The following is a 16,187-nucleotide window of genomic DNA, read 5'->3' as shown; positions in this document are numbered from 1 at the left end:
GTCGACCGTGCCGGTCGACGCGGTTCGTCGGCTCAGCGCAGGACGCCGAGGTCCTCGACCACCTCGACGCCCGGCATGACGCAGAGCAGCGGCCCGGGCATGAGCAGCTTGGAGCGCCGCACGCCGGACCCCATCAGCGCCATCGTGCCGTCCTGCGTGAACCGGGAGTCGACGAGCACGCGGTAGTGCTCCGGCAGGCCCACGGGCGTGATGCCGCCGTACTCCATGCCGGAGTCGGCCACGGCGCGGTCGGTCGGCAGGAACGACGCCTTGCGCACGTCGAGCAGCTTGCGCACGCGCTTGTTGACGTCGGCGAACGTGCTGGCGGGCACCACGCAGGCCGCGATGCGCTCCTCCTCGGCCCGCTTGCCGGCCACCAGCACGCAGTTGGCCGAGGCCTCCGGCGGCAGGTCGTGCAGCTCGTTGAGCGTGGCCGTGTCGGCGTGGTCCGGGTCGATCTCGGTGACCGCGACCTGGCCGGCGACCCGCTCGTCGGTCGCGGCCCAGGCGGCCAGCGCCGCGCGGACGGGCTCGGCGAGGAGCTCCGGGTGGTCGAGCGCGGGCGCCCAGGCGAGGTCGCCCAGGGTCGGCAGGGCGGCGTGGTCGCTCATCGGCTGTACGTCGCCGTCAGCGTGGCGCGGCCCAGCAGGTGGAAGTACACGTTGAACGCCACCTGCGCGTTGGTGCTGTCCGGCCCCAGGCCGAGCTCGCCGGGTGCGGTGTCCAGCGCGTGCACGGCGAAGATGTACCGGTGCGGGTGGTCGCCGGGCGGCGGGCCGGCGCCCTCGAAGCCCGGCGTGTGCCCGTCGCTGCGGGTCTGGAACGCCCCGGCGGGCAGCCCCGACCCGTCGGGTGCGCCCGCGCCGGTCTCCAGCGACGTCACGTCGGCCGGCAGGTCGCCCACGGTCCAGTGGTGGTAGCCCATCGGCGTCGGCGCGTCCGGGTCGAAGCAGGTCACGACGAACGACCGGGTGCCCTCGGGGAAGCCGCTCCACTCGAGCGCGGGCGAGATGTTCCGGGCGTGCGCGGCGTGCGCGTCCGGCATGCGCTCTCCGTCGATCAGGTCGGTGCTCTTCAGCGCGAAGACGGCGGGCGCGGGCAGCAGCGTGTACGGGTCCGGCGGGTAGGGACGAGTGAAATCCATGGGGCTCACTCTGTCAGGTGACCCGCAGCAGGTGGCGGAACGCCGTGCGGGCCCGCGCCGGGCTGGGCTCGTCGCCGGTGATGAGGTCCGCGTAGGTGAGCGACTCCGAGACCCGCACCAGCAGGTAGGCCAGCTCCTCGGGCGTGATGGTGCCGCCGAAGGGTTCCTCGCCCAGGTCGCGGACCACGAGCCACTCGACGGTCGCGACGAAGCGGCGCTGGATCGGGCTGTCCGCCGTGGTGAGCAGGCGCAGGGAGCGGGCCGGCTCGCGGCGCAGGAACGCGCGGAAGTAGTCGGCCACGATGAGGTCGTGCGCGAACGTGGTCAACAGCGTCGCGAGCCGCTCGGCGCCCGTGAGGTGCTCGGCGGCGTGCTCCGCCTGCACCAGCGTGGGCACGGCGAGCGACCACAGCACCTCGGACAGCAGGGCGTCCCGGTTGCCGACCCAGCGGAACACCGACGTGCGGTCCACGCCGAGCTGCGTGGCCAGGGGGCCCATGTCGATGCGGTACCCCTCGATGAACGTGTCCCGCGCCAGGTCGAGCACGCGCTGCGCCTCGGGGTGCGTGGCCAGCCGGGCGGAGAGCCGGCTCGGCGCCGCCTGCAGCCCGACCGTCGCGATGCTCGACGTCGTGGTCGTCATCAGGTCATCCAACCGCTGGACCGGTGTCCCGTGCAACACCATGAAGAATGATGCATAAGGGACATCTTTCTCCGAGCACCACCCTATCCCCGGGCGTGGGGGCGTGCTACGGTCCCCATACAAACCGACCAGACGGTACGGAGGTATGCGTGGCTGACGACGACGTCGCCGAGGGGCTCGGGAGCGTGCCCGGGCGCAGGTTCGAGGGGCGTGTCGCGCTCGTCACCGGGGCGAGCCGGGGGATCGGGCTCGCGATCGCGCGCCGCATCGTGGCCGAGGGCGGCCGGGTGACCATCACCGGCCGCGACCCCGGGACGCTGGCGGAGGCGGTGGCCGGGCTCGGCGCGGACCGCGCCCTGGGCGTGGCGGGCAAGGCGGACGACGCCGGGCACCGCGCCGCGACGATCGCGCGAACGGTCGAGCACTTCGGGCGGTTGGACCACCTGGTCAACAACGCCGGGATCAACCCCGCCTACGGGCCGCTCGCGGGACTGGACGTGGGCGCGGCCCGCAAGATCCTGGACGTGAACGTCATCGCGGCGCTGGAGTGGACGCGCGAGGCGGTGAACAGTTCTCCCGCCCTGCGCTCCGTCGTCAACATGGCGTCCCTGGCGGGCACGACGTCGGCCGCGAACATCGGCTTCTACGGCGTCTCCAAGGCAGCCCTGATCAACCTGACGGTGCAGCTCGCCGACGAGCTCGCCCCGGCCACGCGGGTCAACGCGCTCGCGCCCGCCGTCGTGAAGACGCGGCTGGCGCGCGCGCTGTACGAGGGGCGCGAGGAGGAGGCGGCGCGCGCCTATCCGCTGCGGCGGCTCGGCGTGCCGGACGACGTCGCCGGGCCCGCCGCCTTCCTCCTGTCGGACGACGCCGCCTGGGTGACCGGCCAGACCCTCCTGGTCGACGGCGGGGCGAGCGTGCGGGCGGCCTGGTGAGCCGTGGCACGAGCGCGCCCGCGACGGTGAAGGATGTGGCCATGCGCACCACGAACGTCCACGACCAGGTATTGCGGGCCGCCCTCGACCTGTTCGCCTCGCAGGGTTACGCGACCACGAGCGTCCAGCAGATCGTCGCCGCCGCGGGCGTCACCAAGGGGGCGATGTACCACTACTTCGCCTCCAAGGACGACCTCCTGTTCGCGATCTACGAGCGGATGCTGTCGCTGCAGAAGGCGCGGCTCGACCAGCTCGTCGCGGCGGGCGACGCGCGGGGCGACGACGTGGAGCAGGTGCTGCGCGCCGTGTGCGAGGACGTGGTGACGACGTCGATCGAGCTGCTGGCCGAGGGCACCGTGTTCACCCGCAGCCAGCACATGCTCGCGCCGGAGCGGCAGGCGGAGGTCAAGCGGCGCCGTCGGGCGTACAACGACGACTTCCAGGCGCTGCTGGAGCGCGGGATCAAGGAGGGGGTGTTCCGCGACGACGTGCCCACCGCGGTGCTCATCGCCAACTTCTTCTCCGACGTGCACTACCTGCCCCAGTGGTACTCGCCCGCGGGTCCCGAGACCACCGCCGAGGTGGCGGAGCAGCTCACCGAGCTGTTCCTGCGCGGCATCAGAAGCACCGGACACGGCAGCAGGAAGGACTGAGACGTGAACCCACCCACGGCGATGAAGGCGTGGCGCGTGGTCTCCCACGGGGAGCCCGAGCAGGTGATGGAGCTGCACGACGTACCGGTGCCCGAGCCCGGACCGGGCGAGGTGCTGGTGCGGGTGCGGGCCGTCGCGGTGAACTTTCCCGACGTCCTGCTGGCGCGCGGCGAGTACCAGGAGCGGCCCGAGCTGCCGTTCGTGCCGGGCATCGAGCTGTGCGGCGACGTCGTGGCGCTCGGGCCCGGCGTGACCGAGGGGGAGCGGGTGCGGGTGGGCGACCGCGTCGTCGGCTCGAAGATCGGGGTGCTGGCGCAGTACGCGACGCTCCCGGCCCAGGCGGTGCACGCGGCGCCGTCGGCCCTGGACGACGCCCAGGCCGCCGCGCTGACGATCGCCTACCAGACGGCGTGGTTCGGGCTGCACCGGCGGGCCGGGCTGCGGGCCGGGGAGACGCTGCTGGTGCACGCCGCCGCCGGCGGCGTGGGCACGGCCGCGTGCCAGCTCGGCAGGGCGGCCGGCGCGCGTGTGGTCGGGGTGGTGGGCAGCGCCGGGAAGGTGGCCGCGGCCCGCGCCGCGGGCGCGGACGAGGTGTTCCTGCGCGACGACGACTGGGTCGGCGCGCTGCGTCGGCCGGGCGTGGACGTCGTGTTCGACCCGGTCGGCGGCGACTCCTTCGAGGCATCCACGCGCTGCCTGGCGTTCGAGGGGCGGATCGTGGTGGTCGGCTTCGCGAGCGGGCAGATGCCGAAGGTCCGGGCCGACATCGCCCTGGTGAAGAACTACGGCGTCCTCGGCCTGCACTGGGCGCTCTACCAGAAGCGGCGGCCCGACCTCGTGGACGCCGCGCACGCCGAGCTGACCCGGCTCGCCGCCGACGGCGTGCTGCGCCCCGCGCTGGGCGACGTGGTCGGGTTCGACCAGGCTCCCGCCGCGGTGGCGCGGCTCGCGGGCGGCGCGACGACGGGGCGGCTCGTGGTGCGCGTGGCCGACGACGCGGTGGTCGGCGACGAGGTGGCGGCATGACCGCCCCGGGCGCAGGCCCCACAGCCGCCGGGCTGCACGACCTGACCGGCCGGGTCGCCCTCGTGACGGGCGCGGCCCGCGGCATCGGCGAGGCGTACGTCCGGATCCTGCACGACGCCGGGGCCCACGTCGTGATCACCGACGTGCTGGACGCCGAGGGCCGGGCGCTGGCCGAGGAGCTGGGGGAGCGGGCCCGGTTCGCGCACCTGGACGTGACCGACGAGGACGCGTGGGAGCGGGTCGTCGGCGAGGTGACAGGCGCGCTCGGCGGCGTGGACGTGCTGGTCAACAACGCGGGCATCGCCAACGCGGCTCCGATCGAGCACTTCACGCTCGCCAAGTGGAACGCCGTGATGGCGGTCAACGCCACGGGCGTCTTCCTGGGCTGCCGCGCGGTGGTGCCCACCATGAAGGCGGCGGGGCGCGGCTCGATCATCAACATCTCCTCGGTGGAGGGGCTGCGCGGGAGCTGGAGCCTGCACGGCTACACCGCCTCCAAGTTCGCGGTGCGGGGCCTGACCAAGTCGCTCGCCGTGGAGCTGGGCAAGGACGGGATCCGGGTCAACTCGGTGCACCCCGGCCTGGTCCTGACCGAGATGAGCACGCGGATCGACCCGGACGCGCTCGTCATCCCGCTCGGCCGCCCGGGCGTTCCCGACGACCTGGCCGGGACCATCCTGTTCCTCGCGAGCGAGGCGTCGGCGTGGATCACCGGCCAGGAGATCGTGGTCGACGGCGGCATGACCAGCGGGATACCGCACCGGTAGACGGCCGGCCGGCTGGCGACGGGGCGCCCTGGGCCCACAACAAACCGGCCGGTCGGTTTCTCTTTCATCCATCCATCCGACACGACGAGGTGCCGATGACGACGACGAGCAAGGCAGCAGACAGCCCGCCCCGGCTGGAGGTCTCGGGGCTGACCGTGACGTTCGGCGGCCTGACCGCCGTGGACGACGTGTCCTTCACCGTGGCCGACGGCGAGACCGTCGCGCTCATCGGCCCCAACGGCGCCGGCAAGACCACGGTGTTCAACGCCGTGTGCGGCCTGGTGCGCGCCCGGCGGGGCCGGGTCCGGGTGGACGGCGCGCCCGCGCCGTCGTCCGCGACCGGGCTGCTGGGGGCCGGGGTCTCCCGGACCCTGCAGGGGCTGGGGCTGTTCGACCGCCTGACGGTGCTGGAGAACGTGCTCGTGCCGCTGACCGGCACCGGCCGGCGCGCCCGGGCCCTCGGGCGCGACACCGCCCGCGAGACCCTCGCCGCCCTCGGCCTGGACGACCTGGCCGCGGTGCCCGCCGGGACGCTGCCCTACCCGGAGCGCAAGCGCGTGGCGCTCGCCCGCGCCCTGGTGACCCGGCCGCGGCTGCTGCTCCTGGACGAGCCCGCCGGCGGGCTCGGCCCCGCGGACATCGACCGGCTCGCGGGGACCGTGCGCGACGTGTCCGGCGGCGGCTGCTCCGTGCTACTGGTCGAGCACCACGTCGACTTCGTGACGGACGTGGCCGACCGGGTGGTGGTGCTCGACTTCGGGCACGTCATCGCCGCCGGCGCGCCCGACGAGGTGCGCCGCGACCCCGCCGTCGAGGAGGCCTACCTCGGCGTCCCCGCCGGGACCGGCGCCCCGGAGGGATCCGCATGAGCACCCTGACGATCGAGCGCCTCGTCGTCGGCTACGGCGACGGCGCCCCCGTGCTGGACGGCCTCGACCTCGAGGTGCCCGACGGCGGCGTCGTCGCGCTGCTCGGGGCCAACGGCGCCGGCAAGACGACGCTGCTGCGCGCCCTGCTGGGCCTGGTCCCCGTCCGCGGCGGCCGGGTGCTGCTCGACGGCGCGGACCTGACCGGGCTGCCCACCGAGGACCGCGCGCGCCGCGGGCTCGCGCTCGTCCCCGAGGGACGCTCCGTGGTGGCCGAGCTGACCGTCGCGGAGAACCTGCGGCTCGGTGCCCTGTGTCGGGACGCGGGGCGGAGGCGTGCCGGTGCCGCGCGCGATGCCGCCGTCGGGCAGATGTACGAGCTGTTCGAACCCCTGGCACGACGTCGCGACGCCGCCGGCCACACCCTGTCCGGCGGCGAGCGGCAGATGCTCGCCCTCGCCCGGGCGCTCGTGGCCCGGCCCGCGGTGCTCCTGCTCGACGAGCCCTCCCTCGGGCTGGCGCCGCTGGTGGTCGCCCAGCTCCTCGGCGTGCTCCGCGACCAGGCCGCGGCCACGGGACTCACCGTGCTCCTGGCCGAGCAGAACGTCACCGGCGCGCTGTCGGTGGCCGACCGCGGCGTCGTCCTGTCCCTGGGGGAGGTGGTCGCCGACCGCCCGGCCGCCGCGCTGGCCGCCGACCCCGCCCTCCGCCACGCCTACCTGGGCTTCTAGCCGGCCAAGAGAGGAGACCTGCCGTGGAAAGACTCGTGTTCCTGCTGTCGACCGGACTGGCGCGCGGCGCCGTCCTCGCCCTGTTCGCCCTTTCGCTCGTGATCGTCTACCGGGCCGCCCGCGTCGTGAACTTCGCCCAGGCCGCCCTGGCGGTCGTGCCCGTGTACGTCGCCGTCGCGATCACGTCCGCCACCGGCTCGTACTGGCTGGGGCTCGCCGCCGCGCTCACCGTCGGCGCGCTGCTCGGCGCCGTCGTCGAGCGGTGGCTCATGCGCCTGGTGCCGCAGGACAACCCGCTGGCCGGCATCATCGTGGCGATCGGCCTGGTCATGGTGCTCCAGGCGGGGCTCGCTATCGCCGTCGGACCCGACCACCGGCCCGTGCACGCGCCGTTCTCCCAGCGGCCCCTCGCGATCGGCGGCGTGAACCTGCTCAGTCCCTACGACCTGTTCGTGCTCGTGGTCGCCGCCGTCGTCATGGGCGGCCTGGCCCTGCTGTTCAACCGCACCTCGCTGGGCCTCCAGCTGCGCGCCGCCGCCTTCGCCCCCGAGACCTCGCGCCTGCTCGGCGTCCGCGTGCCCCGCATGGTCACGCTCGGCTGGACGCTCTCGATCGCCACCGCGGCGCTCGCGGCCCTGCTGCTGGTGCCCACGGGGCTCGGCCTGGACCCGCACGCCGCCGACGTGCTGTTCGTGAACGCGTTCGCCGCCGCCGTCGTCGGCGGGCTCGACTCGCCCGTGGGGGCGCTGGTGGCCGGGCTGTCGGTCGGCGTGCTGGCGAGCCTGGTGACCGGGTACGCCTCGGCCGCCGCCGCGCCCCTGGCGGTGCTCGCGCTGCTCACGGTCGTGCTGCTCGTGCGGCCGCAGGGGCTCTTCGCCGTGCGGGAGGCCCGGGCCGCATGAGAACTTCCGGAACGAGACTCCTGCTGCGCGCCGGCCTGCTCACGCTCCTGGCCCTGGGCGCCACCTTCCTGCTCGACCCGTACCGCAACTACCAGCTAGCGACCGCGACCGGGGTCTTCGTCGCCGTCGCCGGCCTCACCCTGCTGGTCGGGCTCACCGGCCAGCTCTCCCTGGGGCACGGCGTGCTCATGGCCGCCGGCGGGTACGGGTACGCCCTGACCGCGACCGGGGTCGCCACCGCGATCGAGGGCACCGCCGTGTCCGACGGCGTCGGCGGCTGGCTCCTGCCCCTGCTCGCCGGCGTGGCCGGCGCCCTGATCACCTCGGGGCTGCTCGGCCTGCTGCTCGGGCTGGCCGCGGCCCGGCTGCGCGGCCCCTACCTCGCGGGCCTGACGCTCGCCCTGGTCATCGCGCTGCCCTCGGCCGCGAGCACCATCCCCGGCCTGGCGGGGGAGCAGGGCGTGCGCGCCCCGTTCGTCCCCGTGCCCGACGCGCTGGCGGCGCTCATCGCGACCGAGCAGTGGCACGCCTGGCTCGCGATCCTCGTCGCGGCCTGCGCCGTCACCCCGCTCGTCGCCCTGCGCGCCGGGCGCGCGGGCCTGCGCATGCGCGCGGTGCACGACGACGAGACGGCCGCTCGCCTGGCCGGCGTCGACCCCGGCCGGGTCAAGGCCGGGGCGTTCACGGTCAGCTCGCTCGCCGCAGGCCTGGGTGGCGTCGTCCTCGCGATCGTGACGCAGCAGGTCAGCCCCGGGGCGTACGGCCTCGGGTTCTCGCTGCTGCTCGTGGTCGCCGCCGTGATCGGCGGGCTCGGCTCGCTCGGCGGCGCCGCGATCGGGGCGGTGCTCGTGACGCTGCTGCCCTGGGTCGTCGACCAGGCCACGACCGCCCTGCCCGCCGACCTGGGCCACCGCCTGCAGGGCAACGTCGAGATCGCGCTGTTCGGCGTGGTCGTGATCGTCGTGACCGTGCTCTGGCCGGGCGGGCTCGCCCGGCTGCTGGGCCGGGCCCGCCCCGCTCGTACCTGACCGCAAAGTCCATTCCCAGCACGTCCTTCCCAACACAGTGAGGTGAACGGAAATGCGCACTGCTTCCTTGTCCAGCCCCACCAGCCCCCGCTCCGTGGGCGCGGCGGCCGTCCTCGGGCTCACCGCCGCGACGGCGCTGTCGGCCTGCTCCACCCCCGCGGCCGCCGACGTACCCGGCGTCACCGACGACACGGTGGTCATCGGCACCCACCAGCCGCTGACGGGTCCGGCCGCGGCCGGCTTCGCGTCGATCTCGGCGGCCACCGCCGCGTACTTCGACTACGTCAACGCGAACGGCGGCATCCACGGCCGCGAGATCGAGTACATCGTCAAGGACGACGGCTACAACCCCGCGAACACCCAGACCGTGGTGCGCGAGCTGGTCCAGGAGGACCAGGTCTTCGCCGTCGTCAACGGCCTGGGCACGCCCACGCACTCCAGCGTGCTCGACTACCTGGACCAGAACGACGTGCCCGACCTGTTCGTCGCCTCCGGCTCCCTGACGTGGGACCAGCCCGACGAGTACCCGAACACGTTCGGCTTCAACGCCGACTACGTGACCGAGGGCGCGGCGCTCGCCCAGTACGCGCTGGACACCGAGCCGGACGCTGTCGTCTGCGTGCTGGGCCAGGACGACGACTTCGGCGAGGGCATCCTGGCGGGCGTCGAGCTGGCCGTCGGCGAGGGGAAGGTGGCGAGCAGCCAGACCTACTCCACCGCCGACCAGGACGTGACCGCGCAGATCGGCGCCATGAAGGAGGCCGGCTGCACGCACAACGTGCTCGGCACCATCAACGGGTTCACCGCCCTGGCCGTGGGCACCGCCGCGCAGATGGACTGGTTCCCGAAGTGGCACGTCTCCTCCTCGGGCGCCGACCACCCGACGCTCGTGGAGTACCTCGGCGCGGACGTCGCGCCCGTGCTGGAGGGCCTCATCTCGGTGAACTACCTGCCCAACAGCCCGTCGTCCGAGTGGTACGAGCTGTTCTCGACCATCAACGACGAGTACAACGACGGCGCGCCCTACACGGGCAACACCACCTACGGCATGAGCGTGGGCTACCAGTTCGCCGAGGCGCTCGCGGCGGCGGGACCCGAGCCGACCCGGGAGTCGGTCGTGGCGGCGATCGAGTCCGGCGACCTGAAGGGGAACGGCATAGCGCCGCTGACGTACTCCGCGGAGGATCATCTTGCGCACCGCACCGTCCGCATCGCGGTGGTGACGGACGGCGTGCAGGACTTCACCGACGAGGCCTACACGGTGTCCGAGGCCGGGGCCACCCCGGTCGAGCCCACGCAGGTGCCGTTGGAGAACGAGGGCATACCGGTCACGGAGTGACCCGGAACCACCAGAACCACCGCACGAGAGGGGAACCATGACGCACGAACTTCCCGGCCTGGACGTCGCGGGCCTGGCCGCCTGGCTGGCCCGGGAGCACCCGGAGCTGACGGCGCCGGACGCCGGCCAGGGCCAGGGCTCGGGCCAGGGCCCGGGCCCCGGGCTCACGGCGACCCTCATCACGGGCGGCCGCAGCAACCTCACCTACCGGGTGGACGGCGCCGCCCGTCCGCTGGTGCTGCGCCGCCCGCCGCTGGGGCACGTGCTGTCCAGCGCGCACGACATGCGCCGCGAGCACCGCGTCATCACCGCGCTCGCGGGGACGATCCCGGTGCCGCCCACGGTGGCCGTGGTGGACGACACCGCCGCCGCCGAGGTCACGGGCACCGTGTTCTTCGTCATGGAGCACGTGGCCGGCGCCGTCCTGTCCCGGCCCGAGGACAACGCGGCCTTCACCCGCGCGGGCCTGGGCCGGCTCGCGACGGAGCTGGCCGAGGTGCTGGCGGACCTGCACGGCACCGACCCCGCGGCGGTGGGGCTGGCCGACTTCGGCCGGCCCGCCGGGTACCTCGGCCGGCAGCTGAAGACCTGGCGGCGGCAGTACGACGCCTCCCGGTCGCGGCCCCAGCCGCTCCTGGACACCCTCCAGGAGCGGCTGGCGGACGCGGTGCCCGACGACGGGGCGCGTTCCGGCATCGTGCACGGCGACTACCGGCTCGACAACGTGCTGGTGGCCGGGCCGCCCGACGCGCCGCACGTCGCGGCGGTGCTGGACTGGGAGATGGCCACGCTCGGCGACCCGCTCGTGGACCTCGGCATGCTCGGCATGTACTGGGACATCCACGACCTGACGCAGGAGGCGGGCGTCGTCGGCGTCGCCGGGGCGATCGTGCCCGGCGCGGGCTACCCGGACTTCGCCGAGGTCATCGACGCCTACGCCGCCCGCGCCGGGACCGCCGTGCCGGACCTGGCCTGGTACCGGGCGTTCGCCTGCTACAAGCTCGCGGTCATCCTCGAGGGCATCCACTACCGGTACACCGGCGGCCAGACCGTCGGCGCCGGGTTCGACACGATCGGCGCCCTCGTGGCGCCGCTGGCCGCCGAGGGGCTGGCCCGGCTCGGCGTCGCGACCGGCGTCGTCGCCCCGCCCCGGGGCGCCACCACGGAAGGAGGAGCCTGATGGACCTCGCACCCGACGCGACCACGCGGGAGATCACCGGCCGGGTCCGGGACTTCCTGACCGGCGACGTGCTGCCCGCCGAGCCCGTGCTCGCCGCGCAGCTCGCGGCCACCCCCGACGACTGGTCGTTCCGGCCCGTCGTGCGCGACCTCCAGGCCGCCGCGCGCGAGCGGGGCCTGTGGAACCTGTTCCTGCCGCCGGGCAGCCCGGCCGGCCCGGGCTCCGGCGGCCTGACCAACCTGCAGTACGCGCCCGTGGCGGAGCTGACCGGATACAGCCCCAAGCTCGCGCCCGTCGTCATGAACTGCGCCGCGCCCGACACCGGCAACATGGAGCTGCTCGCGCACTTCGCCACGCCCGCGCAGCGCGAACGCTGGCTCGACCCGCTGCTGGACGGCGCGCAGCGCTCGGCGTTCTGCATGACCGAGCCCGCCGTCGCGTCGTCGGACGCCACGAACATCGCCACGCGCATCGTGCGCGACGGCGACGAGTACGTGATCACGGGCCGCAAGTGGTTCGCCACCGGCGCGATGAACCCGGACTGCGGGCTGCTGGTGGTCATGGGCAAGACGGACCCGGACGCGCCCCGGCACCAGCAGCAGTCCATGGTCCTCGTGCCCCGCGACACCCCCGGCGTCACCGTGCTGCGCGGCCTGACCGTGCTGGGCTACGACGACCGCGACCACGGCGGCCACGCCGAGATCGTGTTCGACGACGTCCGCGTGCCCGCGTCCGCCCTGCTGGGCGGCGAGGGCGACGGGTTCGCCATGGCCCAGGCCCGCCTCGGCCCCGGCCGCATCCACCACTGCATGCGCGCCCTCGGCATGGCCGAGCGGGCCCTGGACCTGGTGCGCGAGCGCACGGCCGAGCGGGTCGCGTTCGGCGGGCCGCTCGCCGACCAGGGCGTCGTGCGCGAGTGGGCCGCCACCTCGCGCATCGAGATCGAGTCGCTGCGGCTGCTCGTGCTCAAGACCGCCTGGCTCATGGACACCGCCGGCAACAAGGCCGCCATGACCGAGATCCAGGCCATCAAGATCGCGGTACCCCGCGCCGTCGGGCAGATCCTGGACCGCGCCGTCCAGGTGTTCGGCGCCGCCGGGGTCTCCGGCGACCACCCCCTGGCCGAGCTGCTCGCCGGCGTGCGCACCCTGCGCCTGGCCGACGGGCCGGACGAGGTGCACCTCGCCGGGCTCGGCCGGGCCGAGCTCCGCCGGCGCGCGCCCTACCTGGCGCGCGTCGCCCCGCCCACCCGGTCCACCCCGTCGAACGTCGAAGGAGACCCGACATGACCCACGCGCCCACCCCAGCCGCGCCCACCCCGGCCGCCCCCGACCCCGCCGTCGACGGGCCCGGCTACGGCACCCTGTCCATCGCGAGCATGCTGGCCGAGACCGCCCGCCGGTTCCCCGACCGTCCCGCCCTGTACTTCCTGGGGCAGGCCACCACCTACGGCGACCTCTGGGACCAGACCCGCGCGTACGCCGGGGCGCTCGCGGCCCGGGGGATCGGGCCGGGCTCGCGCGTGGCGATGATCGTGCCGAACGTGCCCGACTTCGCGCGCGTCTACTACGCGACGCTCGCGCTCGGCGCCGTGGTGGTGCCGGTGCACCTGCTGTTCCGCACCGACGAGATCGAGTTCGTCCTGCGGGACGCCGGGGCCGACGTCGTGGTGGTCGCCGCCCCCATGCTGGCGGAGGCCGCGCCGGCGGCCGCCCGGGCCGGGGTGCCGCTGCTGACCGTGCTGCTGCCGCAGGACGCCGCCCGCGGGCTCGCCGAGCGGGGCACCCCGGTGGCGCGCCTGGAGGACGAGGCCGCCGCGGCCACCCCGATCGAGCGGCACGCGGGCGTCAACCCCCTGGCGGCGGCCACGATCCTGTACACGAGCGGCACCACGGGCACCCCGAAGGGCGCCGTCGGCTCGCACCTGGCCATGGTCGAGCAGGTGCACTGCTCGCTGATCGACTCGTTCGACCTGCGGCCCGACGACGTCGTGTACGGCGGCCTGCCGTTCTTCCACTCGTTCGGCCAGATGGCGGTGCTGAACATGGCGTTCCGGCGCGGCGCGTCCATCGTGCTGCTGCCGAGGTTCGACCCGGACGAGGCCCTGGAGCTGCTGGTGGCGCACGGCGCGACCGTGTTCACGGCGGTGCCGACCAACTTCGCGGGTTTGGTCGAGGCGGCCCGGCGGACGGCGGCGCGGCCCCCGCTGCGGTTCGCCGTCTCGGGCGGCGCGGCCCTGCCGGTGGCTCTGCTGGAGGCGTTCGAGGAGGCGTTCGGCGCGCAGGTGCACGAGGGCTACGGGCTGACCGAGACGTCGCCGTCGTGCACCTTCAACGTGACGTCGGAACCCATCCGGCCCGGCACCGTGGGGCGGCCCATGTGGGGCGTCGACGTGGCGGTGGCCGTGGCCGAGGTGGAGGACCGGGTCGAGCTGCTGCCCGTGCCGGCGGCGGGCTCGGCGGTGGGCTCGGCGTCGGGCTCGGCGTCGGGCTCGGCGACCGGGGAGCAGAGCGAGCTCGGCGAGATCGTGGTGCGCGGGCACAACCTGATGAAGGGGTACCTGGGCCGCCCGGACGCCTCGGCGGCCGCCGTCGTGGACGGCTGGTTCCGCACCGGCGACCTCGGCACCGTGGACGCGGACGGCATCGTGACGATCGTGGACCGCAAGAAGGACATGATCATCCGCAGCGGCTACAACGTGTATCCCACCGAGGTCGAGGCGGTGCTGGCCCGCTACCCGGGCGTCGCGCTGGCCGCGGTGTTCGGCGTGCCCGACGCCGCGCGCGGGCAGGAGGTGCACGCCGCCGTCGTGCCCGCCGACGGGGCCGACGTGGACCCGGACGCCGTCGTCGCGTACATGCGGGAGCACGTCGCGGCGTACAAGTACCCGCGCGTCGTGCACGTCTCGGCCGACCTGCCGCTCGGCCCGAGCGGCAAGGTGCTCAAGCGCGAGCTGACGGCCCGCCACACGCCGCCGGCTGCGGGGTCGGCGTCGGCCCCGACGTCGGCCCCGCTCCCGACGCGGGAGCCAGCTCCGACGCAAGAGCCGACGCGGGAGCCGACGCCGACGCGGGAGCCGTGACGCGATGCGTCGAGGGTGCGCTTCTACCCCGTCATTCGGCCCGGAATCAGCACGTTTTCGGGCCCAATGGCGGGGTAGAAGCGCACCATCGGCGGCGGCCGGCGCGGCGGCGGCGCTACGCCGGCGGCGCGGGCGGCGGGGTGACGCCCAGGTGTCGCTTGACCGCCGCGCGGATGACGTCCGGGACCGGGACCGGGCGGCGGCCCGCCTGGTCCACGAAGACGTGCGTGAAGCTGCCCGTCGCGTACGCCTCGCTCCGGTCGGGCGCGCCCGCGCGCAGGATCGCCAGGTCCCAGGTGAGCGAGGTGCGCCCGAGGCGCCCGACGGCGACGTCGACCTCCAGCTCCTCGGGGAACGACGCCGGGGCGAGGAACTCGCAGGACGACGCACGGGCCAGCCCGATCACGTCGCCCGCGGGGTCCAGGTCGGTGTGCCGGATGAGCCAGGTGTTCACCGCCGTGTCCATGGCCTCGTAGTACACGGTGTTGTTCATGTGCCCGTACTGGTCGTTGTCGTTCCAGCGCAGCGGGAAGGGGTGCCGATAGCCCATCGAGCCAGCGTAGACCGACCCCAGGGGGTCGGTGCAACATATCCAAGAATGATGCATACTGGACATACAGATCGACGACGATCGGAGGACCGATGACGCTCGCACCCGAGCCACCCGCCACTGAGCCGGGCACCGACCTGCTGGAGGCGGACTTCTACGCCTTCCAGGACCTGCTCACCCCGGCCGAGCAGAAGAAGGCCCTGGCCGTCCGCGAGTTCATGGAGCGCGAGGTGCGCCCCATCGCGGACGACTACTGGGAACGCGCCGAGTGCCCCGTGCACCTGTTCAAGCCGTACGCGCAGCTCGGCACCATCGGGTCCGGCTGGGCCGAGACGCAGGGGGAGGAGACCTCGGCCGTGTTCCGCGGCTGGGTCGGCATGGAGACGGCGCGCGTCGACTCCTCGTTCTGCACCTTCATCGGGGTCTCCGGCGGCCTGGCCATGACCTCGATCGGCATCGGGGGCAGCGCCGACCAGCGCGCGCGGTGGCTGCCGCCCATGGCGGCCGGCGACCTGATCGGCGCGTTCGGGCTCACCGAGCCCCTCGCCGGCTCCGACACCGCCAAGGGCCTGCGCACCACCGCCACCCGCACGGGCGACACCTGGGTGCTGAACGGCGCCAAGCGCTGGATCGGCAACGCCACGTTCGCCGACGTCGTGGTGATCTGGGCCAAGGACACCGCCGACGACCAGGTCAAGGGCTTCCTGGTGCGCAAGGGCACGCCCGGCTTCACCGCCACCAAGATCGAGCGCAAGCAGTCCCTGCGCATCGTGCAGAACGCCGACATCGTGCTCGACGGCGTGCGGGTGGACGAGGCCGACCGGCTGCAGCACATCGACAACTTCCGCGACGTCGCCAAGGTGCTGCGCATCACGCGCGACGGTGTGTCCTGGCAGGCGCTGGGCACCATGATCGGCGCCTACGAGGCCGCCGTGGCCTACACCAGGCAGCGCGAGCAGTTCGGCAACCCCATCGCCAGCTACCAGCTCATCCAGGACAAGCTCGCCACGGCCTACGCGAACGTCACGGCGAGCTTCGCGATGTGCGTGCGCGTGGCCCAGCTCCAGGACCTCGGCACGCAGAAGGACGCCCACGCCGCGATGGCCAAGGCGTTCGTCACCACCCGCATGCGCGAGACCGTCGCGCTGTGCCGGGAGGCGTGCGGCGGCAACGGGATCACACTGGATCACGGCGTCGCGCGGTTCTTCGCCGACGCCGAGGCGGTCTACACGTTCGAGGGGACCAAGGACATGAACCAGCTCATCGTGGGCCGTGCCATCACCGGCCACGCGGCGTTCGTCTGAGGATGCCGCCCACCTGGTTCACCACTGGCTCAAGGAG

17 protein-coding genes are annotated in these 16,187 nt (G+C 74.1%); 13 read left to right on the top strand and 4 right to left on the bottom strand.

Annotated elements, in window-relative coordinates:
- Positions 1-32: 32 nt before the first annotated feature.
- The 3 genes from ACFV9Q_RS24685 to ACFV9Q_RS24675 are packed head-to-tail and all read right to left on the bottom strand — an operon-like array spanning position 33 to position 1,787.
- Positions 33-611, bottom strand: coding sequence for a YbaK/EbsC family protein (locus ACFV9Q_RS24685; RefSeq protein WP_377236604.1), 579 nt, complete (start codon positions 609-611; stop codon positions 33-35).
- Positions 608-1,144 (bottom strand): YbhB/YbcL family Raf kinase inhibitor-like protein, encoded by a 537-nt coding sequence (locus ACFV9Q_RS24680; RefSeq protein ID WP_377230810.1) that lies wholly within the window; start codon positions 1,142-1,144, stop codon positions 608-610. The genes ACFV9Q_RS24685 and ACFV9Q_RS24680 overlap by 4 nt, the downstream gene beginning before the upstream one ends.
- Positions 1,145-1,157: 13 nt before the next feature.
- Positions 1,158-1,787: a QsdR family transcriptional regulator gene (locus ACFV9Q_RS24675; protein WP_377236603.1), complete on the bottom strand. Its 630-nt coding sequence runs from the start codon at positions 1,785-1,787 to the stop codon at positions 1,158-1,160.
- 149 nt (positions 1,788-1,936) lie between these two features.
- Here ACFV9Q_RS24675 and ACFV9Q_RS24670 point away from each other — a divergent pair, with 149 nt between their 5' ends.
- The 12 genes from ACFV9Q_RS24670 (at position 1,937) to ACFV9Q_RS24615 (ending at position 14,296) form a co-directional block, all read left to right on the top strand.
- Positions 1,937-2,722, top strand: coding sequence for an SDR family oxidoreductase (locus tag ACFV9Q_RS24670; RefSeq protein ID WP_377236602.1), 786 nt, complete (start codon positions 1,937-1,939; stop codon positions 2,720-2,722).
- 41 nt (positions 2,723-2,763) lie between these two features.
- Entirely contained in the window at positions 2,764-3,375 is a 612-nt protein-coding gene (locus ACFV9Q_RS24665; RefSeq protein WP_377236601.1) for a TetR/AcrR family transcriptional regulator, read from the top strand.
- Positions 3,376-3,378: 3 nt separating this feature from the next.
- The gene (locus ACFV9Q_RS24660; protein WP_377236600.1) at positions 3,379-4,401 is read left to right on the top strand and encodes an NADPH:quinone oxidoreductase family protein; all 1,023 of its coding nucleotides are present in this window, start codon (positions 3,379-3,381) and stop codon (positions 4,399-4,401) included.
- Positions 4,398-5,168, top strand: a complete 771-nt coding sequence (locus tag ACFV9Q_RS24655; RefSeq protein WP_377236599.1) for an SDR family NAD(P)-dependent oxidoreductase — start codon at positions 4,398-4,400, stop codon at positions 5,166-5,168. Before ACFV9Q_RS24660 ends, ACFV9Q_RS24655 begins: the two co-directional genes overlap by 4 nt.
- 95 nt (positions 5,169-5,263) lie before the next feature.
- Positions 5,264-6,037, top strand: a complete 774-nt coding sequence (locus tag ACFV9Q_RS24650) for an ABC transporter ATP-binding protein (protein ID WP_377236598.1) — start codon at positions 5,264-5,266, stop codon at positions 6,035-6,037.
- Complete coding sequence (locus tag ACFV9Q_RS24645; protein WP_377236597.1) at positions 6,034-6,765, top strand: ABC transporter ATP-binding protein; 732 nt, start codon at positions 6,034-6,036, stop codon at positions 6,763-6,765. Before ACFV9Q_RS24650 ends, ACFV9Q_RS24645 begins: the two co-directional genes overlap by 4 nt.
- Before the next feature lie 23 nt (positions 6,766-6,788).
- Positions 6,789-7,667 (top strand): branched-chain amino acid ABC transporter permease, encoded by an 879-nt coding sequence (locus ACFV9Q_RS24640; RefSeq protein WP_377236596.1) that lies wholly within the window; start codon positions 6,789-6,791, stop codon positions 7,665-7,667.
- Positions 7,664-8,695 (top strand): branched-chain amino acid ABC transporter permease, encoded by a 1,032-nt coding sequence (locus ACFV9Q_RS24635; RefSeq protein WP_377236595.1) that lies wholly within the window; start codon positions 7,664-7,666, stop codon positions 8,693-8,695. The genes ACFV9Q_RS24640 and ACFV9Q_RS24635 overlap by 4 nt, the downstream gene beginning before the upstream one ends.
- A gap of 52 nt (positions 8,696-8,747) precedes the next feature.
- Complete coding sequence (locus tag ACFV9Q_RS24630) at positions 8,748-10,034, top strand: ABC transporter substrate-binding protein (protein ID WP_377236594.1); 1,287 nt, start codon at positions 8,748-8,750, stop codon at positions 10,032-10,034.
- A gap of 37 nt (positions 10,035-10,071) precedes the next feature.
- A complete protein-coding gene (locus ACFV9Q_RS24625; protein ID WP_377236593.1) occupies positions 10,072-11,214 on the top strand; it encodes a phosphotransferase family protein in 1,143 nt (380 codons plus the stop codon).
- Positions 11,214-12,503, top strand: coding sequence for an acyl-CoA dehydrogenase family protein (locus tag ACFV9Q_RS24620; RefSeq protein ID WP_377236592.1), 1,290 nt, complete (start codon positions 11,214-11,216; stop codon positions 12,501-12,503). The genes ACFV9Q_RS24625 and ACFV9Q_RS24620 overlap by 1 nt, the downstream gene beginning before the upstream one ends.
- Positions 12,500-14,296, top strand: coding sequence for an AMP-binding protein (locus tag ACFV9Q_RS24615; RefSeq protein WP_377236591.1), 1,797 nt, complete (start codon positions 12,500-12,502; stop codon positions 14,294-14,296). Before ACFV9Q_RS24620 ends, ACFV9Q_RS24615 begins: the two co-directional genes overlap by 4 nt.
- 115 nt (positions 14,297-14,411) lie before the next feature.
- Here the strand turns inward: ACFV9Q_RS24615 and ACFV9Q_RS24610 are convergent, their stop codons facing one another.
- Positions 14,412-14,846 (bottom strand): acyl-CoA thioesterase, encoded by a 435-nt coding sequence (locus ACFV9Q_RS24610; RefSeq protein ID WP_377236590.1) that lies wholly within the window; start codon positions 14,844-14,846, stop codon positions 14,412-14,414.
- Between the two features lie 92 nt (positions 14,847-14,938).
- Here ACFV9Q_RS24610 and ACFV9Q_RS24605 point away from each other — a divergent pair, with 92 nt between their 5' ends.
- Positions 14,939-16,150: an acyl-CoA dehydrogenase family protein gene (locus tag ACFV9Q_RS24605; RefSeq protein WP_377236589.1), complete on the top strand. Its 1,212-nt coding sequence runs from the start codon at positions 14,939-14,941 to the stop codon at positions 16,148-16,150.
- Positions 16,151-16,187: the final 37 nt, after the last annotated feature.

The sequence above is a fragment of the Promicromonospora sp. NPDC059942 genome, from assembly GCF_042731755.1.
Taxonomy (GTDB): domain Bacteria; phylum Actinomycetota; class Actinomycetes; order Actinomycetales; family Cellulomonadaceae; genus Promicromonospora.
This window is presented reverse-complemented; position numbering and strand designations above follow the sequence as displayed.